The organism is Alcaligenes faecalis, from assembly GCF_005311025.1.
Classification (GTDB): Bacteria; Pseudomonadota; Gammaproteobacteria; order Burkholderiales; family Burkholderiaceae_B; genus Alcaligenes; species Alcaligenes phenolicus.
Genome location: NZ_CP031747.1, coordinates 2,630,425 through 2,656,855 on the forward strand (window position 1 = coordinate 2,630,425; position 26,431 = coordinate 2,656,855).

Here is a 26,431-nt window from a genome sequence, read left to right on the forward strand (position 1 = left end):
CACAACTCATAGAAAGGGAGACCTGACCCATGAAATTACGTCACATTCTGGCCACTCTGGCATGTACAGCCGCCACCCTGGCCGTGGTTCCCACTGCCCAAGCCGCCTACAAATCCGAGTACAAGCTGTCCATCGTGGTGGGTACCACTTTCCCTTGGGGCCAAGGGGCGGTGATCTGGTCCGACCTGGTGCGCGAGCGTACCGATGGCCGCATCAATATCAAGATCTACCCCGGCACCTCGCTGGTACAAGGTGACCAGACACGCGAGTTCACCGCCATTCGCCAAGGCATGATTGATATGGCCGTGGGCTCCACCATCAACTGGTCCCCCCAGATCAAGCAGCTGAACCTGTTCTCCCTGCCATTCCTGCAACCGGATGCCAAAGCCACCGACGCTTTGATCAACGGCGAAGTGGGCAAGGATCTGTTCGGCTACATCGAGAAAGCCGGTGTGGTGCCTCTGGCCTGGGGTGAAAACGGTTTCCGTCAGCTCAGCAACTCCAAGCACGAAGTGACCAAGCCTGAAGACATGAAGGGCCTGAAACTGCGCGTGGTCGGTTCGCCGCTGTACATGGACACCTTCAGCGCCCTGGGTGCCAACCCCACGCAAATGAGCTGGGCAGATGCACAACCCGCACTGGCTAATAAGGCTGTAGACGGCCAGGAAAACCCCCTGTCCATTTACGCCGGTGCCAAGCTGTACGACGTGCAGCAGCAGTACCTGACCCTGTGGAACTACGTGTCTGACCCACTGGTGTTTGTAGTGAACCGCGACGTGTGGAAATCCTGGAGCGAGGAAGACCAGAAGATCGTGCGTGAAGCCGCTATTGAAGCTGGTAAGCGTGAAATCGTGATTGCCCGTACCGGCATCACGGCGGAAGATCCTACCTTGCTCAAAGAGATCGAAAGCCACGGTGTGAAGGTCACCAGCCTGACGCCTGAGCAGCACGCTGCCTTTGCCAAGGCAACCGAAGGCGTGGTCGAGAAATGGACCAAGACCATCGGTGAAGACTTGGTGAAGAAGGCACGCGACGCGATTGCTGCCAGCCGCTAATTAGCTGGGTTTGAAAGACTGAAAGCCGGGCCTGAATGGGCCCGGCTTTTTATTGTCTGGCTGCCCCGCACAAAACAAACCTCATGAAAGCAGCAGCCTACGAGCGCAGCGTGGGGATACTTTCAACCTCCGGGTTACCCTCGAAGAAAGAAATGCCATAAATCGGCGGCACAACCTGAGGGCATTCTTTACAGCCTACAAATATCAAAAACCAGCTTCCTTCTGAGCGATCAGCAAGTCCAAGACACCGTGTCAAAGCACGTTGACCGCTGAGCCCCAAAAAAATCCCGCTTATTCCGTGAAGCGTATCGCCAGCATTTCACCCGTCGCACAAACTTCGCCATTCGCGCTAAGCGACAGGTCCACCCAGACCTTGCGTCCATCCAGCTCACGCAGCTTGCCTTGTACCGTCAGCTCTGTCCCCATTGGAGTGGGACGCCGAAACTCCACTTTCAGGGAGGCTGTCACGCAACGGATCGGCTCCTCGCTGGTGCCCATCTCGATATTCAGATCCTTATAGATGAAGGCTGCCGCAGAAGCGGTGCCATGGCAGTCCAACAAGGAGGCAATCAAGCCGCCATACACATGATTGGGCACGCCACCGCTGTAAATCGGCTTGGGGGTGTAGCGGGCCACGGTATCGTCGCCGTCCCAGTAGCTCTTAAGCTGATGCCCGTCGGGATTATGTTTGCCACAACCGTAGCAATGGCTGAAGTTGTCGGCATAAAAATCTTGAAACGCTTTAACCATATGAGTATCTGCTGTCCTCAAAGAAACCAAGAGGCCGTGCTCCACTTGGTAGCACGGCCTGCTCTCAAACCACTAAAAATGGTGAGTCAGTGCTACGAGCCAACAGCTCACCCAGGCGCAGAGGCACTGACAAGGCCTGCAATATCTTATTGAAACGCCGTTTCCAGGAAGCTGCGCAGCTTGCGCGAGTGCAGCCTTTCTTTGGGCATCTCGCGCAGCAGTTCCAGCGCCCGGATGCCAATATGCAGATGCTGGCCAACCTGACGTGCATAGAATTCGCTGGCCATACCCGGCAGTTTCAGCTCGCCATGCAAAGGCTTGTCCGACACGCACAGCAAGGTGCCATAAGGGACACGGAAGCGGAAACCATTGGCAGCAATGGTGGCGGACTCCATGTCCAGCGCAATCGCCCGCGACTGCGACAAGCGCCGCACCGGCTCGTGGTGGTCTCGCAATTCCCAATTACGGTTATCAATAGACGCCACCGTACCCGTGCGCATGATGCGCTTCAGCTCCCAACCTGACAGCCCGGCCACCTCGGCCACGGCTTGCTCCAGGGCAACCTGAATTTCCGCCAGAGGAGGGATGGGCACCCAAGTAGGCAAATCCTCGTCCAGCACGTGATCCTGACGTACATAGCCATGTGCCAGTACGTAATCACCCAGGCGCTGAGTAGTACGCAAACCGGCGCAATGGCCCAGCATCAGCCAGGCAGCAGGGCGCAGAACGGCAACGTGGTCGGTAATGGTCTTGGCATTGGATGGCCCCACGCCGATATTGATCAGAGTGATGCCGGAATGATCGGCACGGCGCAAGTGATACGAGGGCATTTGCGGCGCGCGAGCCAAAGGCGAACCGGTTGTCGATGCATTCGCACCCGCCGGAGTGATGATATTGCCCGGCTCCACCAGATCTATATAGCCTTGATCATCCGCCTGCAGCACTTCACGCGCCCACTGGCAGAACTCGTCCACATAAAACTGATAATTGGTAAACAGCACAAAGTTCTGAAAGTACTCGGGACGAGTAGCGCTGTAGTGCTGCAAACGATGCAAGGAGTAATCGATACGCGGCGCAGTAAAAGGCGCCAGCGGCAAGGGTTCGTTATGCACGCGCTCCCACGTACCGTTGACGATGGCATCGTCCATATACGCCAGATCCGGTACATCGAAGTGATCGCGCAAGGTGTCACCGGGCGATTCAGGCACGGTTGTCACCGTGGACTGCACACCATTATTCAGGGCGAAATGCAGCGGGATAGGCACGGAGGATTCCCCCACTTCCACCTGCACACCGTGATTGCGCAGCAGCAGTTCCAGTTGCTCCAGCAAGTAATCGTGATAGAGACCAGGAGCGGTAATGGTGGTCATGTACACGCCGGGCTCGACCACATGCCCATAAGACAGGCGGCTATCCACTTCCTGATAGGTATCGACGCGCAAACGCACGGCAGGGTAGCAGGCTCTGAAGCGCTGCCCGCGTGGAAATCCGGTTTCCAGACACTGGGCAAAAGAGTCGCGCAAAAAAGCGGTGTTGCGGTCGTAAATATGGCGCAGCTGCTCCAAAGCCTGGCCGGCATCCTGATAGCCATTGAATGGAATCAGCTCCGGCGTGGACGTGATACGAGAAAAACCGCTGGGATCAGACATAACAAGTATTCCAAGGGGAAACAAAGACAAGCAGATCTGCAAGCATCATAAGCTGTTTATTGTTCCGCCTCCTACACGACTCCATGACAAATTCAGCCGCCTGATCCTGACGCTCATGTACCAGCCGAACAGACAGGCCTGACCGTCTGCCGCTTTCGCGAACCATCGCTCCCCAATACAGACGTTCGGCTATCGGTTTCGCCTGTGCTTAAAGCCATCACCCATATACCTTTGCAATGGCTCGCTTAGCGCCCCAGTGTCTTGCCGTATCCGAGCAAGGCAGCCCAGCCCCAGTCCCAGTCCCACCCAAAGCAAATGTCGTTACTGGTTTTTGACTGAATCACAAGCCCCACTGTCCACACAATGGACACGACTATCGTTGGTTTTGAGACTGAATTTACTCACAGGCCCCATTTAAACAGGCAGCTTTACCCCGGTTTTAGGCAAATTCCATTTTCCCGGGATCAGGCAGGTAGAGCCCTGGCGCAAGCCCTTGACCCAAGACCCTGTTTTTATGCTAATGGCGCTAGACAAGCGGCTTGGCGGGCATATCAGGTATTTCAAGCGGGACCAGATGAGGCAGCTTATGATGGCAAGTGGAAGTCAGGCACGTCTTCTACCTCATATATAAGACTTGCCCAAATCCAGTAAATACATTAAGTATGTAGTCTTAATACTTTTAGTATTAAATCCAGCTAGCGTCAGTCCTTCATAATTTAAGTTATCCAACCTGGCAGTGTGCTCGGCATGCGTGTGAGACATAGCTCGTCATCGCGCAAATTAGCTTGTATTTAGGCTAATTTACAATGGGTTAGCGTATTTTAATGATTTTCGCTTCAAGCATTTGCTCGCCCTCTGATGTCATTTGTGTCCTGGCGCCGCGTGGGTCTTGTCACCCGCGATTTCAGCAAGATCTGAACGTGCTCTTGACCAGGTAATTGCAGTTAGCAAGGCCGTTTTGGCCTGCCGCTGTACCGAATCACTTTTAACTATCAGCAAGGGTACACATGACCACTCGAATCTCCTGCCAGCGACTGCAAGTCGCCGAGGTGCTTCATCAGTTCATCGAACAAGAAGCCCTGCCCGGCACAGGTATCTCCTCCGAAGCCTTCTGGGCTGGTTTCGATAAGCTGGTCCATGATCTGGCACCTAAAAACCGCGCCTTGCTGGCCGAACGCGACCGCTTGCAAGTCGAACTGGACAAGTGGCACACGGCCAACCCAGGCCCCATCACCGATATGCCTGCCTACAAGAGCTTCCTGAGCTCCATCGGCTATCTGAAAGAAGCGCCTGCCAACGTCAAGGTCAACACGACCAACGTCGACACCGAAATCACCGAACAAGGTGGTCCTCAGCTGGTTGTGCCCATCATGAACGCACGTTACGCGCTGAACGCCGTAAACGCACGCTGGGGCAGCCTGTACGACGCGCTGTACGGCACCAACGCCATCCCTGACACTGACGGTGCTCAGCGTGGCGGTGGCTACAACGCCGTGCGCGGTGCCAAGGTTATCGCCTTTGGCCGTCAGTTCCTGAACGACACCATTCCTCTGGCTCAAGGCAGCCACGATCAGGCTACCTCCTACACCATCGCTGACGGCGCTTTGCGCGTCACCCTGGAAAACGGCGGCACCACCGGTCTGAAAGACGCCTCGACCCTGCTGGGTTACCGCGGTCAGCCCGATGCGCCTGAAGCCATCGTGTTCCTGCACAACGGCCTGCACTTTGAACTGCAGATCGACCCCAACAGCCCCATCGGCAAGACCGACCCGGCTGGCGTGAAAGACATCGTTCTGGAAGCCGCACTGACCACCATCATGGACTGCGAAGACTCCGTGGCTGCCGTGGACGCCGACGACAAGGTCCTGGCATACCGCAACTGGCTGGGTCTGGTCACCGGTTCGCTGACCGAAGAAATCAAGAAAGACGGCAAGGTCTTTACGCGCCGCCTGGCTGACGATCGCCAGTACACCGACCTGAAAGACGCTACCCAGACTCTGGCTGGTCGCTCCCTGATGTTCGTGCGTAACGTCGGTCACCTGATGAGCAACCCTGCCATCATTGACGGCGAAGGTCGCGAAATCCCTGAAGGCATTCTGGACGCCGTGATCACCACCCTGATCGGCATGCGCGATCTGGAACTGAAGAAGAACTCGCGCAGCGGCTCGCTGTACATCGTCAAACCCAAAATGCACGGTCCTGACGAAGTGGCGTTTGCCAGCGAGATCTTTGACCGTGTGGAAAGCCTGCTGGGTCTGGCTCCCAACACCGTCAAGCTGGGCATCATGGACGAAGAGCGCCGCACCAGCGTGAACCTGAAAGCAGCTATTGCCCAGGCCACCGAGCGTGTCGTGTTCATCAACACCGGCTTCCTGGACCGCACGGGCGACGAAATCCACACTTGCATGCAAGCGGGTGCCGTGGTGCGCAAGGCCGACATGAAACAAGCTGACTGGCAGCCTGCCTACGAGCGCAACAACGTTCAGATCGGCCTGCAGTGCGGCCTGCGTGGTCGCGCTCAGATCGGTAAAGGTATGTGGGCCATGCCTGACCTGATGGCTGAAATGCTGGAACAGAAGATTGGTCACGTGAAGGCCGGTGGCAACACCGCCTGGGTGCCATCGCCTACCGCTGCCACGCTGCACGCCTTGCACTACCACCAAGTCAACGTGGTCGACGTCCAGAAGGGCCTGGAAGGCGACACCAACGACTACCTGGACAGCATCCTGACCATTCCTGTGGCCACTGACACCAGCTGGTCCGCCAAGGAAATCCAGGAAGAACTGGACAACAATGCTCAGGGCATCCTGGGTTACGTGGTGCGCTGGATTGACCAGGGCGTGGGCTGCTCCAAAGTACCGGACATCCACGACGTGGGCCTGATGGAAGACCGCGCTACCCTGCGTATCTCCAGCCAGCACATCGCCAACTGGCTGCTGCACGGCATCGTCACCCACGAACAAGTGGTTGAAACCCTGCAGCGCATGGCTGCTGTGGTTGACCAGCAAAATGCAGGCGACCCAGCCTACCAGAACATGGCCGGCAACTTCGAAGGCTCCTTTGCCTTCCGCGCCGCTCAGGATCTGGTTCTGAAGGGTCTGGAACAGCCTAACGGCTACACCGAGCCTTTGCTGCACCAATGGCGTCTGGCATTCAAAGCCGCTCAAGCCTGAAGCACACGATGTCGCCCGGAGCCTGACTCCGGGTAACAGTGTCCCAAAATCCCCATCTTGCTGGTTCAGGATGGGGATTTTTTTCGCCTGCTGACTTGCCCCTTGCGATAACTACGAACTTGCACCGCCGCTTGCAGTCCTGCATGCTGACAAGGCCTGGGCAAGCTTGCCTGTTTCCGTCACTCTTTTCACCCTCTCCGTTTTCGCATGGCTTTCCGTATTTCTCCCCTGCACTTCCTGGCTACGGCTGTTCTGGCTCTCTGCACTACTTGGGCCACGTCCCAGACCCTGGCCCTCAGCTTTGATGACGGCTTCAACCCCAGCACGCAGCCACAGGCCAATCAGTGGAATGAGCAAATATTGACCAGCTTGCGGGACCACCAGATCAAGGCCACTCTGTTCCCATCGCTAGCCCGTATGGGCGGGGAAGAGGGGCTGGGTCTTGTGCAGGCCTGGTCTAGGGAAGGACATCGGATCGGCAACCATACCGCCAGCCACAAAAGCCTGGCCGACCCGGCGCTCAGTCTGGAGGACTTCATTACAGATGTGCAGCTTGCCGATGCCGCGTTCAAAAGCCTGCCCACCTTCACACCCATGCTGCGCTTCCCTTACCTGAAAGAAGGGGACACCATCGCCAAGCGCGACGGTTTCCGTCAGTGGATGGCGGCGCATGATTACAAGAGCGCGCCCGTATCCATTGATGCCAGCGACTGGTATTACAGCCGGGTCTTTGCAGATCATGTGCAAGCAGGCGATAGTGCCAAGGCAGAGCGCGTGAAAGAGCAATACATCCTTCACCTGCTGGACCGTGCCAGCTATTACGATCAGTTGGCGCAAGAGGTTCTGGGACGCAGTCCGGCTCATGTAATCCTCTTGCATACCAACCAGATCAATGCGGCTGCATTGCCGGATGTGCTCGCGGCATTTACCGCCAAGGGTTGGACCATCACATCAACAGAGGCAGCATTTCAGGACCCCTTGTACGCACAAGCCCCCGATACATTGCCTGCTGGGGAGAGCATCATCTGGGCCTTGGCCAAGGCCAAAAACATGCCAAACCTGCGCTATCCCGCTGAAGACTCCGTTTATGAGGAGCCTTTGCTGAAAGAGGCGGGATTGTTGCCGTGAACTCTGGTGGGCTATGGGCTATGGACCATGAGCCGTAAGCCGTAAGCCGTAAGCCGTAAGCCGTAAGCCGTAAGCCGTAAGCCGTAAGCCGTAAGCCAGCTCATGAAAACATCATGTTCACACGGCGACACTGCCTCCTTGTCATGCCCTCCATCACATCTGCTTAATCGCGGTTTGCCGTCCTCTCCACACCTCTCAACCCTGCGGTCGAGCCACAGCGTCTGATACCACTTTCAAACCCACGGCCTAAAATCCCCCTGGTGGTCCCTGTCTGCTTCTTCTCGTTATAAACTCAAACTCATAACGAATTTTACTGACAGGAAACCCTATGAAATCTCTGCTGCTTTCTGCCGCCAGCCTGCTGGCACTGTCCACCACCGCTCAGGCCTCCGACCTGCTAATTGCTACTGGCGCAGGCTACCGCAAACCCGTCACGGAATTGATGGAAGCCTTCAATAAAGAAACAGGCCTGACGGTAGAGAGCAGCTTTGGCAATATGCAGCAGGTCCGGGCTCAGAGCGAGCAAAATCCAGACATTGCTGCCATTATTGGCGACCGCTTTTTTCTGGAACCCATGGGCATTACCCAGCAGTTTGTGAACATCAGCCAGGGTGCCCTAATGCTGGCCGTGCCCAAAGGCAAGACCATTGATTCCATCCAGGACTTGCAGCAGCCCAGCTATGCCCGCATTGCTATAGGCGATGCCAAGAAAACCGTCTACGGTCGCGCCGCCACCACCTGCATGGAACGTGAAAAAATCCAGGCCGAGGGTCGCAGCATTGAAGTCGCCATGCTGCCGCAGGTATCCACCTACCTGCTCAATGGCGAGGTGGACGCCGGTTTCATCAACCGCAGCGAAGCGCTGGCCCACAAGGACAAGCTGGGCACCATCCTGCCCATGCCAGCCCAATGTCACGACCCGATTGATCTGAGCCTGGCCGTGCTCAAGGACCGTCCTACAAGCCCTGCCTTGCAATCCTGGACCCAGTTCCTGGGCTCGGACAAGGCCAAATCCATTCTTGAGCGTCACGGCCTGTGATGTCCGCCTGGATGAGCTGCTCCAGTAGCTCGCTGGGCCTGAGTGTATATGTGCTGGCCGCCACCTTGGTGGCCCAATTGGTTCTGGGGGTAACCCTGGCCTGGGTACTGGCCAGAAAGCGCTTCCCAGGCCACGGATTACTCGATTCACTGGTGAGCCTGCCGCTGGTTTTCCCACCGATTGTTATCGGTTACTTGCTGCTGCTTGCCCTGGGCAGGCAGGGCTGGTTGGCCAGTGCCACCGGCTGGTCACCCAATATTGTTTTTCAGCCCGCGGCCTTGCTGATCGCCGCCTTTATCGCCGGGCTGCCATTGATGGTCAAACCCGTGCAAAACAGCATGAACAGCCTGTCGCCACGGCTGCGTGAAGCGGCAGCCACACTGGGCCACGGCACCTGGTCCTACTTCTTCCGGGTGGAATTGCCCTTGCTGCGCTCTGCCTTGGCCACCGGACTGATTCTGTCTGGCGGACGGGCCATGGGAGAAGTGGGCATTTCGCTGATGTTGGGTGGCAATATCGCAGGTCGTACCGAAACCCTGTCTCTATCTATCTACAACGCCGTCCTGGATGGCGACACAGACTGTGCCAATGCGCTGTCCTGCTTGCTGGGGCTGACGGCATTAGCCTGCTTTTGGGCGCTGCGGCGCTACGGGAATCAAAAATGACGGTTTTTTTTGAACAAAGCCAAATCGACCAATGGATTGGCGAGGATGCCTCCTACCTGGATCTGACCAGCCACATGCTGGGACTGCACAACCAGAACACCACGCTGCGTTACGTCGTGCGTGACCATATCCGCGTGGCGGGCACTGAGGAGGTGGCCGAGATTGTGCGCTCTTGCGGCGGCCAGACCCAGCACTACACCCCCAGCGGCGTGGCGGCCATGCCCGGTCAGACCATCTTGCTGGCACAAGGCCCCGCCAAAGCCTTGCTGCGCGCCTGGAAGGTCGGCCAGAACCTGCTGGAGTTTGCCTGCGGCATCGCCACCCTGACACATCAAGTCGTGCAAGCCGTGCAAACGGTAGATGCCTCGGTGGCTGTGCTGACCACTCGCAAACATGCGCCTGGGGTACGCAAGCTGGCCTTGAAAGCCACACTATCGGGCGGAGCCATGCCGCATCGGCTGGGACTGGGCGAAACCATTTTGATCTTCCCCCAGCACCGCGCGCTGATGGGTGGCTGGGAGGAGGTGGGCCATGCGATTGCCCGTCACAAATACGCCTTGTGCGAGAAGAAAATCGTGATTGAAGCGGCGGATCTGGACGAAGCCTACAGCGCGGCTCAGGCGGGTGCGGACGTGGTGCAGTTCGACAAAGTCCCGCCCGAGACCCTGGCACAAATTGTGCCTGCGCTGCGCAAAGCGCATCCCAACGTCACCATTCTGGCAGCGGGCGGGATTCATGCAGGTAACGCAGCCGCCTATGCCGCAACAGGTGTCAATGCCTTGGTGACCAGCAGCCTGCACTACGCGAAACCGGCCGATATTGGAGTGAAGATCAACTTGGCAGAGCCAGCAGAATCGCAAGAGCCGCTTGTTGCCAGCAAACTGGAAGGGCTGGAATAAAATCACCGGCCGCTCACTATTTGTCAGCCTGACCCACTAAGGTGTTAAGCGAAAACAAGGAAGGTGAGCTCCGGCATTAGAGCCAGTCATCAAACGACAGAGCTGCAAAGCACCACCAATAGAAAAACAGATCGCTGAATCCGACAAAAAATGCGGAAATCAGCATGAACCTTACGCCTGGCATCTGCCCCCTGGCGGCTTGGAAAGCATGCAGCTCCGTGAACACGTTTTCACAAAAAAGGTGGGCTCAGACAGTCTCCTTAGACCCCAAATGCTGCAACAAGCGCTGCATGGGTTTGGATAGGGCGCCCCAGTCCTGATAACACAGGCACAAGGAGCGCTTGGCCCAGGCGTCACTCAAAGGCCGCGCCACAAAGCCATGGCGACGCTTGTAGCGGCTGGCTACGCCTTGCGGCACAATCCCCAGGCCCACACCGTGGGCCACCATCTGGCACAGCCCTTCGAAGGTTTTCATACGGATGCGCTGCACCCAAGCATGGCCTGCTGCGCGAGCATGTTCGTCCAGATGGTCTTGCAGGGCATTACCCGGCATCAGGCCCACGAAGGGCTCATGCAGAACATCCTGCAAGCTCAATTTGCTGTGTGCCGCCAAGGGGTGAGCCGCAGCCATAATCAGCACCAGATGATCCTTGGCCACCGGCTCCAGCACCAGCCCCGGTGCCTGCACTGCATCCGACACCACACCGGCCTGGGCCAAACCGGCGGCAACCGTACGCACAATATCTGCGCTGGTACGCTCTTTCAGCTCGATATGCAGATTCGGCCGTTGTGCCAGCCAGGGAGCCAGACGGGATGGCAGAAAGTCGGTTAAGGCCGCCGTATTCGCATACAGGTGCAAAGTCCCCCGCGCTCCAACAGCGAAATCCTGCAACTCACCTTTCAACAGATCATGCTGGCGCAGCATCAAACGGGCATGGTGGGCCAGCGCCTCGCCTGCCTCTGTGGTGACGACTCCCCGTGGCAGGCGCTCCAGCAAAGCAACGCCGGCATCGTCCTCGATACGGCGCAAACGCTCGCTGGCCGAAGCCAGAGCCAGATTCGCGCGTACCGCTCCCTGTGTGATGCTGCCTGCATCCACAATGCTCAAGAACAAATGCAGATCGGCCAGACCCAGTCGCATCACCACTCCTGAAAACCCTTCGGATAAACCGAAGGATAGCGCCTTAAATCCACATTGTGTGCACTTGCCTGCCACGCTTCAATACAGGCATGCACGAATCTCTCTCTTTCCTTCTTCTGCTCAGTGCCATCTTCCTGATAGCGGGCATGGTCAAGGGCGTTACCGGCATGGGCCTGCCAACGGTAGCCATGAGCTTGCTGGGCCTGATGATGTCACCGGCCTCGGCTGCCGCCTTGCTGGTGCTGCCTTCTTTCATCACCAATGTCTGGCAATGCTTTGTCGGGCCGTCCATGCTGGCTTTGCTGCGCAGGCTCTGGTCCATGATGCTGACCATTGTGCTGGGCACGCTCTGGGGCTCAACGCTGCTGGCCAGTACCTCACCACAGCTATCGGGCATGGCCTTGGGTATCGCGTTGCTGGTGTATGCAAGCTATGCGCTTATCGCCCCCGCCCTGACCGTGTCGCCCCGCTTCGAGCCCTGGCTGTCACCCTTGATTGGTCTGGTGACCGGCGTGGTGACCGGCATTACCGGCGTTTTTGTGATGCCAGCCGTCCCTTATCTGCAGGCCCTGAATCTGGATAAAGACGAGCTGGTGCAAGCCTTGGGGCTGTCCTTCACAATCTCCACCATCGCGCTGGCTGGCGGTCTGTTCATGCACGATGTGTTCAAGCTGAACCAGCTGGGCATGTCTACCTTGGTGATTGTTCCGGCTTTGCTGGGTATGTGGCTGGGACAAAAGATCCGCGTGCGCATCAGCCCGCGCCGCTTCAAGCAATGCTTGCTGCTGTTTCTGGCGGCCCTGGGTCTACAACTGATTATTCGACCTTTTATTTAAGGCTGACCGCAACATGACCCTCTCCGTTTGCGACGTGAATCCGCCGGTGCAAGCGCTTTTAAGCTAAGCCACCACACCGACAGCGTCATTCACTATGTATTGATCCGCCAAGAGCCACCCTCACGGCCAGCACCACATTCTCAAATCGCCTAGCAACGACTGGAGCCACCATGCCAAGCTCATCTCGCCACTTACCCGTACTGGAATATCTGCAACGCCAACTGAATGGCACACTGGCCGAAGGCGAGCACACGCATATGCGTTACCCCACCGCGATTTCCCGGCTACTGAACTTTCGTATTACCGCTATAGATGAAGCCAGCGCCACGCTGGAACTGGACGCAGACGCTGCCTTGCATGGCAACCAGCAGGGCACGGTCCATGGCGGCCTCTTGTGCGAACTGGCCGATGCCGCCATCGGCACGGCCCATTCCACCTTGATGCAGGAAGGCGAGAGCTTTACCAGCATTGATCTGAAAGCCACCTTTCTGCGGCCAGTCTGGCAAGAGCGGCTGCAAGCCCATGCCTGGGCCACGCATCGCGGGCGCAGCATCAGCCATTACCGCTGTGAAATCCAGCGAGAAGACGGCAAGATGATTGCGACAGTGGAAAGCGCCGTCATGACCTTGAAAGGGGATCGGGCCCAGGGGCGTTAAAACTCCTGCTGCCGACTTCTTCAAGCCTCAACCACAGCACCAAGAAGCAGACAGCTTCTTTTAAACTTAAATAAAATAGAAAACCGGCTATCTATCTGTAAATAAATAATATTCTGAAACCGACCAGCCCCGATCAGGGATAGCCCCCATGCCCACCCAGCCGCTCAACTTTTACACTAGGCGCTGGTCACGCGCATCCTTATGCTCTGGAACAAGGGGTTCCCAATGTCGGCAGAAAATGGCTTGGATCTGTCGGTGTTGTACCGCCATCCAATCTTTCATTCGCACAGCGCCGAGCTGTCTCATCAGCCGCTTAGCCGGGCCATTTCCCGGCATGCCCTGCATTGGGGTCGCGGGCGCATCAACACCAGCCTGTACCGTCGCGATATTGATCAGATCAGCCTGATGCGACTGGGCTACGGTGCCGAAGTGGAAATCCAGGCCGATGCCTTCGGGGACTTCTGTCTGGTGCAAATGCCTTTGCAGGGTACGGCCGAATTCATCAGCGATGGTCATCACAAACTAACGGCCTATCCCGGCGATATTGCGGTGGTATCCCCTCGCCACCATGTGCGCACCTTGTGGCAAGCCGGTTGCGAACAGCTGATCGTGAAAATCCCCTACAGCCTATTTGACGGTGTGGGCCATCAGACTCTGGCACAAGAGGGCATGACCCGAGGCTGCGTCTACAAGCTGGACCCCTGTATGGGCCCACAATGGGCCAACCTCATCCAGCATCTGCTTCTGCTACCGACGCAACATAGCGACCGTCCAGCCAACTGGACACAGCATATTGAAAGCAGCCTGGCCTTGTTCCTGCTGTGTCATCCTGCCGATGAACAAGCCGTGCAGACTCTGGTGGATGAGTCCATGGGAGCGGCGGCCCGAGCAGGGCAGATGCGTCTGCTCCAAGCTAAAAACTATGTATTGGCGCATTTGCACAGCAACATCTCACTGGATGATCTGGCGCAGGCAGCGGGTGTGAGTCCCCGCTTCCTGCATCTGCTGTGCCGTCGTCACTACAAACAGTCCCCCATGAGCTGGGTACGCAATCTGCGTCTGGACGCCGCCCATCAGGTGCTGCAAAGCCGACCCCGCCCCAACGTCACCGAGGTGGCACTGGCGCATGGTTTTGGGCATCTGGGGCGGTTTTCTGCCTACTACCAGCAACGCTTCAAGGAACTGCCCCATCAAACGGGGCAGACACGGCACACAAGCATCAAACAGTCCTAGATGAACATGGACTTGTTGATGGGCAGATTGTGCTTCTTACAGTAGCTGGTGTAGTGGTCGATCATCCAGAACACATCAATGATTTCCAGGATGTTGTCATTCTCGTCCAGGAACTCGATAGGCGTGCCCAGGTGGAACAGGGTTTCCATGCCTTCGTCGGACACCAGGGTGTGCGTGCGACCGGGGCTTTCGTGGATGTAATGACCGGCACGGGCCACCCAATCGTATTCCTCGTAGCGCAGGCTGCCGGACAGAATGTAGCCGGTCACCACAGCGCGGTGACGATGGCGCCCCAAAGAACCACCTTTGTCAGCGCGCATGATGTGCACCGAGGTGTTGTTGCGAATATCAAAGCTCAGGTGACGCAGCCAGATATTGGGGCCGAAAGGAATCCAGGGGGAGGTTTCCTCGGACGTATCGAAGTGGCCTTCAACCAGCGCGTATTCGTCGCGTACCTTGTCGATGCGTTTTTCAATGTCGATATAGGGTGGGGTGCTGTTTTGAGTCATGACTTGTCTCTCTCATAGAAATAAAAGCCGCTGTGTTTCCCACACAGTCGGATGCCAATCCCCCCGGATTGACCTGGTTTCATTCTATGAAGCCATTTGGCGCCGAACTATCCAGCTTTGGCACAACGTAGCGGCGCACTATCCAGTTCTGGCACTCCCGCTCCGATCGCTTTATTTGTCCCCGAAAAAGACCGGCGACGAACTCCTGACACAGTTCATGCCCATGCCATTTGGCAGCTCATTTTTTCACATTCAACAATACTGATTTTCATAAGCAAATCAAAAGAGTAAGGACGCTTATCGACCATAAACACATGAGCGAATTGTCTTTCGTGGCAGCGGCGATCAGGCATGTAATACAAGACATTGACTCGCACAGGTGCCCCCGTTTTCTGGCGGCACCTTGTTCTGATTTCACTGCAAGGAATTGCCATGAGCCGCCCTCTGAAAACCGTTATTGTGAATGGGAGCCTGCACCGTCCCTCCCGCACGCAAGTGCTGCTGGATGCGCTACGCGACACACTGAACGACCAACTGGCACTGGACGTGCAAAACATCGAGCTGGTCAGCCTGCTGCCCGAACTTGGCGCGGCCCTGTCCACCGACGCCTTGCCCGCCCATGCGCATCAGGCCATCACCGCCATTGAGCAGGCCGATTTTCTGATCGTGGGCTCGCCCATCTTTCGCGCGGGCATTCCGGGCCTGCTCAAGCACCTGTTCGATCTGATCGACATGAATGCCCTGAACGGCACGCCTGTACTGCTGGCCGCCACTGGCGGCAGCCAACGCCATGCCCTGGTCATCGAACATCAGCTGCGTCCCCTGTTCAGCTTCTTCCAGGCGCTGACCCTGCCCATCGGGGTCTATGCCACGCCCGAGGAGATTCAGGACGGCGAAGTCACCAGCGCCGCCCTGCAACAGCACATCCAGCGCACCGTTGATCTGGCCGTGCCGGTACTGCACAGTATTCAAACGCGTTTGCCGCTGCGAAACTCTGTTCTGGAGGCGCAGGCAGCATGAGCCAAATCACCTCCACCACACCCGATATTTTCTGGTTCCTGCCCACCTCGGGCGATACCCGTTATCTGGGCAAATCCGACTTTGGCCGCGCGCCCACCAACGAGTATCTGCGTAGCATTGCCGTCACCAGCGAGAACCTGGGTTATGACGGCTTGCTGATTCCTACCGGCGCCTCCTGCCTGGATCCCTGGGTGGTGGCGGCCAGCCTGGTTCCTGTTACCCAGCGCATCAAGCTGCTGGTGGCACTGCGTACCTCTTTGGGCGCACCCGTTTCCAGCGCACGTCAGGCGGCGTCCCTGGACCAGGCCCTGCATGGCCGTTTGCTGCTGAATGTGGTGCCCGGCGGCGATGCCACCGAACTGGCCGCCGAAGGCGTGTTTCTGGACCACGATGCCCGTTATGAATACGCCCATGAATACCTGACGATCTGGCGTCAATTGCTCTCTGGCGACACCGTAAATTTTCAGGGTAAGCACTTCAAGGTGGAGAATGGCCGCAACTTCTTCCCGCCTATGCAAAAACCCTATCCGCCCTTGTACTTTGGCGGCTCCTCGGACGCCGCCCATGAGCTGGCTGCCGAGCATGTCGATGCTTACCTGACCTGGGGCGAACCACCGGCTGCTGTGGGCAAGAAATTTGAGGACATCCGCCGCCGTGCCGCCGCCCGTGGTCGCAAATTGAGGCTGGGGGTGCGCTTGCACGTGATAGTACGTGAAACCAATGAAGAAGCCTGGGCCGAGGCGGATCGTCTGATCAGCAAATTGACGGACGAGGACATTGCCAAAGCACAGGCCAACTACGCCAGCATGGACTCGGTAGGCCAGAAACGCATGGCGGCCTTGCATGGTGGCCGTCGCGATCAGCTGGAAGTCTCGCCCAATCTGTGGGCAGGGGTGGGGCTGGTACGGGGCGGGGCAGGCACCGCACTGGTGGGCGACGCCCAAACCGTGGCCCAGCGCTTGCAGGAATACATAGACCTGGGTGCGGACTCCTTTGTGCTCTCGGGCTACCCCCATCTGGAAGAATCCATACGCTTTGCCGAGCTGGTGTTTCCACTTCTGGGCAAACGGGCCGTCACCGTCAGTGATCGCGCCCAGACCGGCGGCGCCTTTGACGCGCGCGGTGTTCAAAACCAGCAACTTTCCTCTGCATCATGAGCCAAAAAATAATTGATCTACGCTGCCGACCTGCCTTTCTGCACAAGTTTTTCGGGGCCGAACCTGGTACGCCAGAACATGCCACCGCGCGCTGGCTAAACCGCCGCGTTGGCACTCGTGGCAGCGATACTCACTTTGAAAAGTCACTTAGCCAGGAAGGCTTTCTGGAAGAAGTGCGCCAGGCCGGACTGAGTAAAGCGGTCGTCGTAGGCCGCCACACACCGTCGCAACATTTGCCCAACGACACCATTCATCAGATCGTGCACGGACACGATGAATTGCTGGGCATTGCCGGTATTGATCCGGCTCTGCAAGGCGAGCAGCAAGCCCTGGCCGAGGCAGAACGCGCCATCAAGGAGCTGGGCTTGTCCGGCATTGATATCGAGCCGGGTTTTGGTGTTCCAGCACGTCACCCCGATGACCCGGTTTACTGGCCCGTTTACGAACTGGCGCGCCACCTGAAAGTACCCGTCTTTTTGATGAGTGGCCCCACCACGCCGGACCCGCGCTACAACGACCCGGCCGGGCTGGCCAAAGTGGCCAAAGCCTTCCCGGATCTGCCTTTAGTGGTCTATCACGGCTATTGGCCCAATGTGCAACAGGCCATAGGCCTGGCCTTTCTGCACGAGAACGTGCATCTGGTGCCGGATATGTACATTTTCCAGCCGGGAAACGAGGGCTATGTGCAGGCAGCCAATAGCTTTCTGTCCGAGCAATTGCTGTTTGGCTCGTCCTATACCTTCCGCCCGATTCGCCAGAGTATTGAGGACTTCCAGCAGCTGGGTTTCAAGGATGTAATTCTGGACAAGCTGTTTTATGACAATGCGGCCAGGCTGTTTCAACTCTCGTAATAATTTCGATCTGAGGAACCAGGCCTTGAAATCCCATTCTCAATAACTTACCATTTTGATGAGTTTTGATAACAAGGGATGACCATGCGACCATCTGTTGTGCTCGACATGAACCGAGATGCAGTGCGTGAAGCCGTAAGCCGTTTTCGCACGGCGAATCCACGCGTCTTCGGTTCGATACTACATGGCACCGACCAGGATGGCAGCGACATTGATTTGCTGGTTGACGCACTGCCTGGTGCGACGCTGTTCGACCTGGGAGGCCTGCAAGACGAGCTGGAATCGCTGCTTGGTATTCACGTCGATTTGCTGACGCCCGGTGACCTACCACCTAAATTCCGTGCCCAAGTGCTTGCAGAGGCGCAACCGGTATGAGCAAGTACCGTCTTCCGGATTACCTTGACCACATGCAGCAAGCTGCAACCGATGCATGCGGTTTCATAGAGGGCCTGAGCAAAGACGATTTTCTTGGGGACAAACGAACCCAGCAAGCCGTCATCATGAGCCTTATCATCATTGGCGAGGCTGCCACGAAGGTCATGGATGGCTATATCGAGTTCGCTCAGACACACGAACAAGTGCCGTGGCGTAATATGCGCGGTATGCGCAACCGCATCGCCCACGGCTACTTCGACGTCAACCTCGATGTCGTGTGGAACACCGTGCAGACAGCACTACCGGAATTGCTTCAACAGTTACTTGCCGTTCGTCAGGATGCAGACGGCGACACGCCATGCTGATCGGCTATGCGCGCGTCTCGACGCAAGATCAGAACCTTGAATTGCAATGCGAAGCTTTGATTCATGCCGGGTGCCAGAGGGTCTTTGAAGACAAGGTAAGTGGCACGCGAGCAAATAGTCCAGACTTGGTCAAAGCGCTCGAAATGCTGCGCGAGGGCGACACATTGGTGGTCTGGAAGCTGGACCGCTTGGGCCACTCAGTCAAGCAACTGGTCGATCTGGTCAACAAACTGCGCACACAAGGTATCCAGTTCAGAAGCCTCACCGACTCCATCGACACCAGCACGCCGTCTGGTCGGTCCTTCTTCCACGTCATGGCCAGCCTGGCCGAGATGGAGCGCGAACTGACAGTCGAACGTACCCGTACCGGGCTGGAAGTCGCCAAGCAGCTTGGCCGCAAGGGTGGTCGCAAACCCAAGATGAACGACAACAAAATCAAGTCAGCCAAGAAGCTGCTGGCCAGCGGTGTACCACTCAAGGACGTGGCCAAGAACCTGGACGTATCCGTTCCTACGCTTTATCGCTGGGTGCCAGCCTCATCACGCGCTTAACGTACTATTTTGTCGTTGATTTACCTTGAGAGGCTGCGCGCTCACGGCTGACAACATAAAGGGCACGATTAATTCGTGCCCTTTATGTTTCCAAGAGGCGGCCCCGCCTCTACCCGCATCAGCTCAACTCCCCTTGGTCCCCACATGCCAGTAGTACACAGGCTCGGCCTCGTTCAGCAAAATATCCCCCACCGACCGAGCCTTGTAGATCACCGGATTGTGCGAGGCCAGGGCTCGCGCATTACGCCAATGTCTATCCAGACGACGGGACTCCTCCAGGGCCGTAGAGCCACCCACATCAAACAGGCGCGTGGCCGCCCGCAAGACAGGTTCCACTACAGCCACTTGCGCCTGTGCCGTTCGCAGTTCCAGGGCATCCAGTGTTTCGCGGGAGACCTCCACACCCGCCTGCCGCTGATCCGCAATACTTTGCAAATGAGCCGCCACATCACGTACCGCCAGTTGGGCAATATAGGCCGTGCTGGCCAGCTCTCCCACAATATGCTGCACCAAGGGGTCGTCCTTGGGCAGCGCCGCACTACCATGGCTAAAGACACGCTTGCGCGCCTGCACATAGGCCACTGCATCACGCTGCACGGCTTGAGCAATACCGGCCAGGGTCGCCAAATGCACCAGCTGAAAATAAGCCACCAAGGGTGTGGGCTCCTGGCGCGGAAAACGGATGATGGCGCTCTCGGGCACAAGCACATCCGTCAGCACCGTCGTGCCAGATCCCGTCAGCCTTTGGCCAAAGCCATGCCAGTCATCCAGACGCTCCACCCCTTCCTGGTCGGTGGCGACCACGGCATGTACCGTTTCATCCTCCTTCTCCGTTCCTGTGCTGCGAGCCACCACCGTGACCCAATCCGCGTACAAGGTGCCCGTGCTGTAGAACTTGCGGCCATTCAGACGCCATTGACCGGCCTGCTCTGGATCGGGCTCCAGCGTGGTTTGCAACTGGCCTACAGCGCCCAAACCAGTCTCGGTCGTGGCATTACCAAAAATCGCCCCTTGGCCTGCCAATGGCAGCCACTGCGCTTGCGTGGCCTCATCCCGATCAATCAACAATCGGTCGATGAAACCGAAATGAGGGCGCAGAATTTGGGCGACATTTGAATCCGCAGCAGCCAGCTCCTGAAACAGCTCAAAGAACACCGGGATGGAGACACCGCTGCCACCCCATTGAGGCGGCACACGCAGAGCCGTAAAACCGCTATCTTTCAGCCACAGAATGGGCGCATAGGCCAAGGTACGGGTATGCTCGCGCTCCGCCGCAGTATCGGCAATGCGCTGAAAGAGGGCGCTGAAACGGGCACGCAAGGCGCCCAGATCGGAAGCTCGTGCACTTGCTGGCGCTGCCCTTTCTGGCACACTCCGGCGTGGCGCAACATCAGAGGTAAAAACGGCAGTGTCAGTCATCATGATGTGCAGCCCTCAAGGAACCTGCGTAATGGAGGCATGACCCGCCGTCTTCCACGGCAAGGCATACAGCTTCTTGTCTCCCGCAAAAGACGTGTCGATCTGCGCGGCCACGGCAGGGGAGTTTTGATAAAGATCCACAAACTGGCGTATGCGCGGATCATCTCTATGGCCGCTCCGCGCGACAAAGCGGATGGCGTAGTACAGGTCATCTACCGTGGAATACTGCAAGGCCTTGCTGGCTAGCTCGGCCTGCCCGGCGTTCACAAAATGGGCTGGATAGCCTTGGACCAAGGGCAGGTCATCGGCTGCGCGCACCAATTGCGGCCCTTCGACTTCCACAATGCGCAGCTTTCTGGGGTTGGCCGTCACATCATGAATCGAGGCACGCGCAGTTGCCCCCTCTTTCAGCTGAATCAGGCCAGCCGTCTGCAAAAGCAGCAGGCCGCGCGCCTGATTCACCGGATCACTCGCCACCCCAACAGAAGCGCCTTCGGGCAGCGCATCCAAGGACGAATACTGCTTGGAATACAAGCCAATATTGGGCAATAAACCATAAGCCACACTTTCAATGGCATAGCCACCTTCCTTGACGGCATTGTCCAGGAAAGCCTGATGCTGGAAATAATTCAAATCCAGATCCCCGGAGGCCAAGGCCGTATTGGGCGTGGTCCAGTCGGTGAACTCAATCACCTCGACCTCCAGGCCCTGTTTCTTGGCCTCCTTGGCTGCCACGGCAACAGAATCGGCCAAAGAGCCGGGCGTGACGCCGATTTTCAATGCAGCAGCAGACACATGGCCCGCTAGGCTCAAAGCTGCCAAGGCAAACACGGCACGAATAGAAAAACGGGCAAACAACATGATCCTGACCTTAAAAAAGGGGTCGTAAAAAATGATCCAACGCAGCAGATACTGGCTCTTTCTCGCCTTAATCAGCTTGCCTGCAAGGCAGAGGTAGCCGCCTCATCCGATCCCGCCTCCGGGGTCGAACCGGGCACCAAATGCCGCCACTGCGCGGCAGGGTGCGTGGCAGATACCCGATCTCCTTGTCCAAACAATTGCTGGCGCAGGGTTCCACCTTCATACGCCGTGCGATAGCGGCCCCGGTTTTGCAGCTCGGGCACGATGTAGCTGGCAAAGTCTTCCCAGGTTTCAGGCACAACGATGCGGGTCAGATTGAAGCCGTCGATCTCGCCTTCATCAATCCAGGTGCTTAGCGCATCCGCCACTTGCTGCGGGTCGCCCACAATGGTTTTGTAGCGGCTACCCAGCGTGAATTGCTCCAGCAGCTTGCGGCGCGTCGTCCAGCCTTGTTTCTGGGCTGCGGCCGCTGCGGATTGAATCGCGTTGCTGGGGCCAAAGCTGATGGGTTCATCCAGGTCATACTGGGCAAAGTCCACGCCGGTACTGGCCGCAAAATGCGCCAGGCCGCCCTCGGAACTGGCATGGGCCAGATAGTCGGCATACTTCTCTTTAGCCTCGGCTTCCGTAGCACCCGTAACGACCGCTACACCCGCATAAATCTTCAGGTCCTGCGCTTGCCGTCCCGCATTGACCGCTGCCTGACGCAGCTTGCGGGACGAGTCCCTGGCCGCTTCCGGGTCCCGCGCACCGATGAAAACCCCTTCAGCATGTTGCCCGGCAAACTGCAACCCCCGCGCCGAGGTGCCTGCCTGGAACAGCAGAGGCGTGCGCTGAGGAGAGGGCGCGCTCATATGAATTGCATTGCTGCGATAAAACGGCCCTTCGTGATGCACGGTATGCACTTTCTCGGGCAGGGCATGGATACGACGCTGCTTGTCGGCAATCAGCGCGCCATCTTCCCAGCTGCCTTCCCACAGCTTGTAAGCCAATTGCAGAAAGTCCTCGGCCCGGTCGTAACGACTGTCGTGTGCATCCAGACCATCCTGCCCCAAACCCCGCGCTCCGCTATCCACATAGCCAGTCACGATGTTCCAGCCTATGCGGCCATTGCTTAGCTGATCCAGCGTGCTGACATCGCGTGCGAAGGTGTAAGGGTGATGCGCCGCCACTGACGCTGTCAGACCAAAGCCAATATGTTGCGTGACGGCTGCCATGGCCGAGACCAGCAGCCAGGGGTTGTTCACCGGTAGTTGAATACCCTCGCGCAGCGTCAAGTCCACACCTTGCTGGTAAACGTCGTAATAGCCGACCACATCCGCCAGAAAAATGCCGTCGAACAAGCCTTTTTCCAGCGTTTGGGCCAGATCCGTCCAGTACTTCAGAGTGTGATACTGCGTGGATTGATCACGCGGATGCGTCCACAAACCATGGTGGATGTGGCCGACGCAATTCATGTTGAAAGCGTTGATATGGATGTGTTTCTTGGGCTGCGTCATGGGGCATTCTCCTTGCTTAATGCGGCAACCAGGTCAGGCGATACAGCTTTTTCTCGCCCTGGTAGAACTGATCGATTGCCTCGCGCACCGCAGGCGATGTTTTGTAGACCTCCAGGAACTGGGCAATGCGCGGGTCTTTCGTCCTGTCGCTACGGGCCACAAACTGAATCGCCCAGGAGTCGTCCTCGTAACTGGTCAAGGACAAGGCTTTCGTAGCATCAAAGGCTTTGGAGGCCAGGATGAAATACGGAAAGCCTTGAGCCAGATCCACGTCCTGCGTGGCACGTGCCAATTGCGGGCCTTCCACTTCCACAAACTTCAGGTTCTTGGGGTTGGAAACAATGTCATCGGGAGTGCCCAGCAAGCCGGTCTCGGGGCGCAGCGTGATCAAACCTGCATGCTGTAACAGACGCAACCCACGGCCTACGTTGACGGCGTCACTGGCAATCGCCACTTTTGCGCCATCGGGCAAATCGGCCAGCGTGGCGTGCTTGAGAGAATACAGGCCCAGGTAAGACAAAATGCCCGGCTGCACGCTGACCAGCTTGAAGCCCTTGTCGCGCACCGCATTGGCCAGGTAATTACTGTTCTGGTAGTAGTTCAGATCAATATCGCCCGCATCCAGCGCCACATTCGGTGTGGCCCAATCGGTAAATTCGATCACCTGCACATCCACCCCCTGCTTCTTGGCTTCCTGAGCGGCAACGGCCACCGAGTCCGCAAAAATGCCGGGAACAACGCCGATTTTCAAAGGAGCTGCGGTCGCTGTGCTGCTCAACAAAACAGCAGTAGAAACCAGGCTAAACGCCGTCAGTTTTTTCAAAATCTTCGAGATAGTCATCAATCAACATCCAGATAAAAGAGAAAGGTCTATGGCCTGGAAAACAGGCCATATCGAAGCGCATATGTGTCTTGCTAGAACGTATTTACTGACATGCTTTGAGCCATACTGCGCAACGCTTCTTCACCCCTGCAGCCATGCCCAAACACAGCTTTCCAGGTGGCATCACAAAGCACCATGGCGCGGCGGGCGCACGCCATTCAGGGCGTAATTGCCAATGGCGTGGTACTTCCAGCGCACCGGGTCATGCAGGGTATGGACTCGGGCGTTACGCCAGTAGCGATCCAGCCCATGCTGGGCCTGCGTAGCGCTGGTGCCTGCCAGTTCAAATAACTTGCTGCCTGCCAGCACACTGGCGCTGGTCGCCAAAGCCTTGGCCTGCGCAACGGCAATGGAGGCCTGAGCCACGCTGTCCTCATCCGGTGCTTGCTGGGCGGCGTCCACAAAGCGGGCGGCGCGGGCCAGTAGCGCTTGCGCGGCACGCAAACGCACATGCACATTGCCCACCTCCTGCAGCAGCAAGGGGTCCTGTGCGGCGCTGTCCACGCCAGCGGTAATCCAGGGGCGGCTGTGCTCGCGGATAAAGGGCAAGGTGGCCTCGAAAGCCCCTTGGCCTATGCCCAAATCCAGTGCTGCATGGATGATCTGGGCATAGGGACCAATAGTGGTCGGACGCTCGAAGGAGTCCGTGAACGGCACGACCCATTGCGGCTGCACAGGAACACGTGTGAACTCCACCGAGCCGCTGCCTGTCACACGTTGGCCAAAGCCGTCCCAATCGTCTGTCAGCGTGACGCCTGCAGCCCCACGCGGTACAAAAACCAGATACAGGCGGCCATCATCAGGCGAGGTCGTCAGCGTGGGAATCCAGTGTGCAAACAGCGAACCCGTGCAATAGAATTTACGGCCATCCACAAACCAGCCATCGGGTTCTTTCAGCAATTGCGTGCGACGGACAAAGTCCTTCTTGCCGATCTCTGCCAATGCATTGCCAAAGCGTTTGCCTTGCAGCACTTGATCGTAGAAAAAGGCCTTTTGCTCGTGCGTCGCCCCCACGCGCAACACTTCCAACGCGTAATAGTGGTTTTGCGGGATATGGCCAAAGTTGCCATCGGCCTTGGCAATGCGCTGCACGACACGGGTGAGCACATCGGCGGAAACGCCCGCGCCGCCGTATTCTTTGGGGACCGTAATGCCCCATAAGCCACTTTGACTGAATTGCTCCACCTCTCGATGCGGCAAGATACGGTCGCGATCACGCTCCAGCGCATGTTGGGCAATGGATTGTGCAAACTGCTCGGCGGCTTGCAACGCTTCGGGCTCGGACTGGATGATGTGTACGGATGTAGAAAGCTGTGTTGTCATGGCCTCAATTCCATTGGTGATAAGACGGCGAGGCGCCATTGAGCAGGTAATTGCCCAGCAAGTGATATTTCCAGCGCACCGGGTCATGCAAGGTGTGCACGCGGGCATTACGCCAGTGGCGGTCCAGGTTATGAGCCGCACGGGTGGACGACGAGCCGGCCAAGGCAAAGAGCTGTTCGCTGGCGTTCAGGGCGGCTTCTGTGCTCAGGATTTTTGCCTCGGCAACAGCCACAGAAGCACGGGCGCTGCTGTCTGCATCCACGGGCTTGGCAGCCAATTCATCCAGCAAACGCGCTGCCTCCAGCAAGACTTCCTGAGCGGCATCCACCTCAATCTGCAAGGCACCCACTTCCTGAATGATGTGAGGGTCCTGCGTGGCACTGGCCACACCCGAATCGGTCCAGGGGCGCGCACGATTGCGGACAAATTCCAGCGCATCCTGCAAGGCACCCTGGGCGATACCGGCATCAATACTGGCTTGAATCAGTTGAGAAATAGGACCCGACAGGGAAGGCTTGTCCACAAAGCGCCAGCTTTCCAGCACATGGTCTTCCTCGACCAGGACCTGCTCGAACACCACACTGCCACTGGCGGTGGTGCGTTGCCCAAAAGCGTTCCAGTCATCAATCACCTGCACGCCGGGCGCATCACGACGCACCCAGACCTGTACGCCACGGCCTTGCTCATCCGCAGCTCGGAAAGGAATCCAATGCGCGAACAAGGCGCCGGTTGAATAAAAGCGTGTGCCGCTAACGCGCAAGCGGCCATCCGCTGCCCGCGCAAGATGGGCAGTGATGTCGGTAATCACCGCTGCCTTGCCCTTTTTCTCCGGCCCGCCATTGCCTAAACGTGCGCCTTGCAGCACCGCCTTGAACCAACGCTGCTTTTGAGATTCAGTGCCGGTGTCTTTCAGGTTCTGGATCAGCGCGAAATGGTTTTGCGGGATCTGACCCAGAGAAGGGTCAGCCGCGCTGATGATGGCAAAAACCTGCGCCAGCGTTTCGTTGGAGGCTTCCAGGCCGCCATAGGCTTTGGGGATAGTGATGGCACCCAAGCCGCAGGCGGTATAGCGCTCTATCTCGTCCCAGGGAAGCTGGCGCAGGCGGTCGCGCTCGGCAGCAGTTTGCGCAAATTCAGCAGCCAATTGCCGGGCAATGACGATGGCTTCGGCTTCACTGCCAATCACATGAGGCTGTTGGGGGGGCAAGGGCAGACGCGGCTTTGCAGATGCTTCGGGCAAAGCTCCGCCCTGAGTAATCCGATCATTCATACGGCACTCTTTTCAATGACTAAAAACGGTAGGGATAGACGCAGCTGCCAGCACCTGCGTCCCAGCTCAAGACAGAGCGTCCGAGCAAACAAAGAACATCACATTCATTGCCAAGGCGACGCCA

General features: G+C 57.5%; 25 protein-coding genes. 15 read left to right on the forward strand and 10 right to left on the reverse strand.

Annotated elements, in window-relative coordinates:
• The first annotated feature begins 29 nt into the window (after positions 1 to 29).
• Entirely contained in the window at positions 30 to 1,055 is a 1,026-nt protein-coding gene (locus D0C27_RS12145) for a DctP family TRAP transporter solute-binding subunit (protein WP_137431074.1), read from the forward strand.
• A 291-nt stretch (positions 1,056 to 1,346) separates the two neighbouring features.
• On the opposite strand, the gene D0C27_RS12150 is transcribed toward D0C27_RS12145, so the two are convergent.
• A complete protein-coding gene (locus D0C27_RS12150; RefSeq protein ID WP_137431075.1) occupies positions 1,347 to 1,805 on the reverse strand; it encodes a PaaI family thioesterase in 459 nt (152 codons plus the stop codon).
• A 146-nt stretch (positions 1,806 to 1,951) separates the two neighbouring features.
• Positions 1,952 to 3,454 carry an AMP nucleosidase gene (locus D0C27_RS12155; protein WP_026483878.1) on the reverse strand — a complete coding sequence of 501 codons (1,503 nt, stop codon included), beginning with the start codon at positions 3,452 to 3,454 and terminating at the stop codon, positions 1,952 to 1,954.
• A gap of 1,007 nt (positions 3,455 to 4,461) precedes the next feature.
• Between D0C27_RS12155 and D0C27_RS12160 the strand changes: the two genes are divergently transcribed.
• The 5 genes from D0C27_RS12160 to modD all read left to right on the forward strand — a co-directional run bounded on the left by D0C27_RS12160 (position 4,462) and on the right by modD (position 10,358).
• Complete coding sequence (locus D0C27_RS12160) at positions 4,462 to 6,627, forward strand: malate synthase G (RefSeq protein ID WP_137431076.1); 2,166 nt, start codon at positions 4,462 to 4,464, stop codon at positions 6,625 to 6,627.
• Between the two features lie 207 nt (positions 6,628 to 6,834).
• Positions 6,835 to 7,755, forward strand: a complete 921-nt coding sequence (locus D0C27_RS12165) for a polysaccharide deacetylase family protein (RefSeq protein ID WP_060186575.1) — start codon at positions 6,835 to 6,837, stop codon at positions 7,753 to 7,755.
• A 328-nt stretch (positions 7,756 to 8,083) separates the two neighbouring features.
• Entirely contained in the window at positions 8,084 to 8,794 is a 711-nt protein-coding gene (gene modA / locus D0C27_RS12170) for a molybdate ABC transporter substrate-binding protein (RefSeq protein ID WP_137431077.1), read from the forward strand.
• A gap of 11 nt (positions 8,795 to 8,805) precedes the next feature.
• Positions 8,806 to 9,459, forward strand: a complete 654-nt coding sequence (gene modB, locus D0C27_RS12175) for a molybdate ABC transporter permease subunit (protein WP_060186636.1) — start codon at positions 8,806 to 8,808, stop codon at positions 9,457 to 9,459.
• Positions 9,456 to 10,358 (forward strand): ModD protein, encoded by a 903-nt coding sequence (gene modD, locus D0C27_RS12180; protein WP_115634757.1) that lies wholly within the window; start codon positions 9,456 to 9,458, stop codon positions 10,356 to 10,358. The genes modB and modD overlap by 4 nt, the downstream gene beginning before the upstream one ends.
• A gap of 247 nt (positions 10,359 to 10,605) precedes the next feature.
• On the opposite strand, the gene D0C27_RS12185 is transcribed toward modD, so the two are convergent.
• Complete coding sequence (locus tag D0C27_RS12185; RefSeq protein WP_115634755.1) at positions 10,606 to 11,499, reverse strand: LysR family transcriptional regulator; 894 nt, start codon at positions 11,497 to 11,499, stop codon at positions 10,606 to 10,608.
• Positions 11,500 to 11,588: 89 nt separating this feature from the next.
• On the opposite strand from D0C27_RS12185, the gene D0C27_RS12190 reads away from it, so the two are divergent.
• The 3 genes from D0C27_RS12190 (at position 11,589) to D0C27_RS12200 (ending at position 14,224) form a co-directional block, all read left to right on the forward strand.
• The gene (locus D0C27_RS12190) at positions 11,589 to 12,335 is read left to right on the forward strand and encodes a sulfite exporter TauE/SafE family protein (RefSeq protein ID WP_115634753.1); all 747 of its coding nucleotides are present in this window, start codon (positions 11,589 to 11,591) and stop codon (positions 12,333 to 12,335) included.
• 170 nt (positions 12,336 to 12,505) lie between these two features.
• Positions 12,506 to 12,991 carry a PaaI family thioesterase gene (locus tag D0C27_RS12195; protein WP_115634751.1) on the forward strand — a complete coding sequence of 162 codons (486 nt, stop codon included), beginning with the start codon at positions 12,506 to 12,508 and terminating at the stop codon, positions 12,989 to 12,991.
• Positions 12,992 to 13,216: 225 nt separating this feature from the next.
• Positions 13,217 to 14,224, forward strand: a complete 1,008-nt coding sequence (locus tag D0C27_RS12200) for an AraC family transcriptional regulator (RefSeq protein WP_060186580.1) — start codon at positions 13,217 to 13,219, stop codon at positions 14,222 to 14,224.
• Here the strand turns inward: D0C27_RS12200 and D0C27_RS12205 are convergent.
• Positions 14,221 to 14,733 carry a 2,4'-dihydroxyacetophenone dioxygenase family protein gene (locus tag D0C27_RS12205; protein WP_009461189.1) on the reverse strand — a complete coding sequence of 171 codons (513 nt, stop codon included), beginning with the start codon at positions 14,731 to 14,733 and terminating at the stop codon, positions 14,221 to 14,223. The two genes, D0C27_RS12200 and D0C27_RS12205, sit on opposite strands and share 4 nt — an antisense overlap.
• Positions 14,734 to 15,165: 432 nt before the next feature.
• On the opposite strand from D0C27_RS12205, the gene msuE reads away from it, so the two are divergent.
• From msuE to D0C27_RS12235, 6 genes are all read left to right on the forward strand, one after another.
• Positions 15,166 to 15,753: an FMN reductase gene (msuE, locus tag D0C27_RS12210; RefSeq protein WP_009461190.1), complete on the forward strand. Its 588-nt coding sequence runs from the start codon at positions 15,166 to 15,168 to the stop codon at positions 15,751 to 15,753.
• Complete coding sequence (gene ssuD / locus D0C27_RS12215; protein ID WP_115634747.1) at positions 15,750 to 16,910, forward strand: FMNH2-dependent alkanesulfonate monooxygenase; 1,161 nt, start codon at positions 15,750 to 15,752, stop codon at positions 16,908 to 16,910. Before msuE ends, ssuD begins: the two co-directional genes overlap by 4 nt.
• Positions 16,907 to 17,761: an amidohydrolase family protein gene (locus tag D0C27_RS12220; protein ID WP_021447129.1), complete on the forward strand. Its 855-nt coding sequence runs from the start codon at positions 16,907 to 16,909 to the stop codon at positions 17,759 to 17,761. Before ssuD ends, D0C27_RS12220 begins: the two co-directional genes overlap by 4 nt.
• An 84-nt stretch (positions 17,762 to 17,845) precedes the next feature.
• Positions 17,846 to 18,136, forward strand: coding sequence for a nucleotidyltransferase family protein (locus tag D0C27_RS12225; RefSeq protein ID WP_115634873.1), 291 nt, complete (start codon positions 17,846 to 17,848; stop codon positions 18,134 to 18,136).
• Complete coding sequence (locus D0C27_RS12230) at positions 18,133 to 18,501, forward strand: HepT-like ribonuclease domain-containing protein (protein ID WP_115634745.1); 369 nt, start codon at positions 18,133 to 18,135, stop codon at positions 18,499 to 18,501. Before D0C27_RS12225 ends, D0C27_RS12230 begins: the two co-directional genes overlap by 4 nt.
• The gene (locus D0C27_RS12235) at positions 18,495 to 19,052 is read left to right on the forward strand and encodes a recombinase family protein (RefSeq protein ID WP_115634743.1); all 558 of its coding nucleotides are present in this window, start codon (positions 18,495 to 18,497) and stop codon (positions 19,050 to 19,052) included. Before D0C27_RS12230 ends, D0C27_RS12235 begins: the two co-directional genes overlap by 7 nt.
• A 123-nt stretch (positions 19,053 to 19,175) precedes the next feature.
• On the opposite strand, the gene D0C27_RS12240 is transcribed toward D0C27_RS12235, so the two are convergent.
• The 6 genes from D0C27_RS12240 to D0C27_RS12265 form a co-directional block, all read right to left on the reverse strand.
• The gene (locus D0C27_RS12240; protein ID WP_137431078.1) at positions 19,176 to 20,474 is read right to left on the reverse strand and encodes an acyl-CoA dehydrogenase family protein; all 1,299 of its coding nucleotides are present in this window, start codon (positions 20,472 to 20,474) and stop codon (positions 19,176 to 19,178) included.
• A gap of 12 nt (positions 20,475 to 20,486) precedes the next feature.
• On the reverse strand, positions 20,487 to 21,332 hold the full coding sequence (locus D0C27_RS12245; protein ID WP_137431079.1) for a MetQ/NlpA family ABC transporter substrate-binding protein: 846 nt from the start codon (positions 21,330 to 21,332) through the stop codon (positions 20,487 to 20,489).
• 71 nt (positions 21,333 to 21,403) lie between these two features.
• A complete protein-coding gene (locus D0C27_RS12250) occupies positions 21,404 to 22,831 on the reverse strand; it encodes an LLM class flavin-dependent oxidoreductase (RefSeq protein WP_060186585.1) in 1,428 nt (475 codons plus the stop codon).
• Positions 22,832 to 22,847: 16 nt separating this feature from the next.
• A complete protein-coding gene (locus D0C27_RS12255; RefSeq protein ID WP_137431080.1) occupies positions 22,848 to 23,672 on the reverse strand; it encodes a MetQ/NlpA family ABC transporter substrate-binding protein in 825 nt (274 codons plus the stop codon).
• 165 nt (positions 23,673 to 23,837) lie between these two features.
• A complete protein-coding gene (locus D0C27_RS12260; RefSeq protein WP_137431081.1) occupies positions 23,838 to 25,037 on the reverse strand; it encodes an SfnB family sulfur acquisition oxidoreductase in 1,200 nt (399 codons plus the stop codon).
• Between the two features lie 4 nt (positions 25,038 to 25,041).
• The gene (locus D0C27_RS12265; protein WP_137431082.1) at positions 25,042 to 26,307 is read right to left on the reverse strand and encodes an SfnB family sulfur acquisition oxidoreductase; all 1,266 of its coding nucleotides are present in this window, start codon (positions 26,305 to 26,307) and stop codon (positions 25,042 to 25,044) included.
• Positions 26,308 to 26,431: the final 124 nt, after the last annotated feature.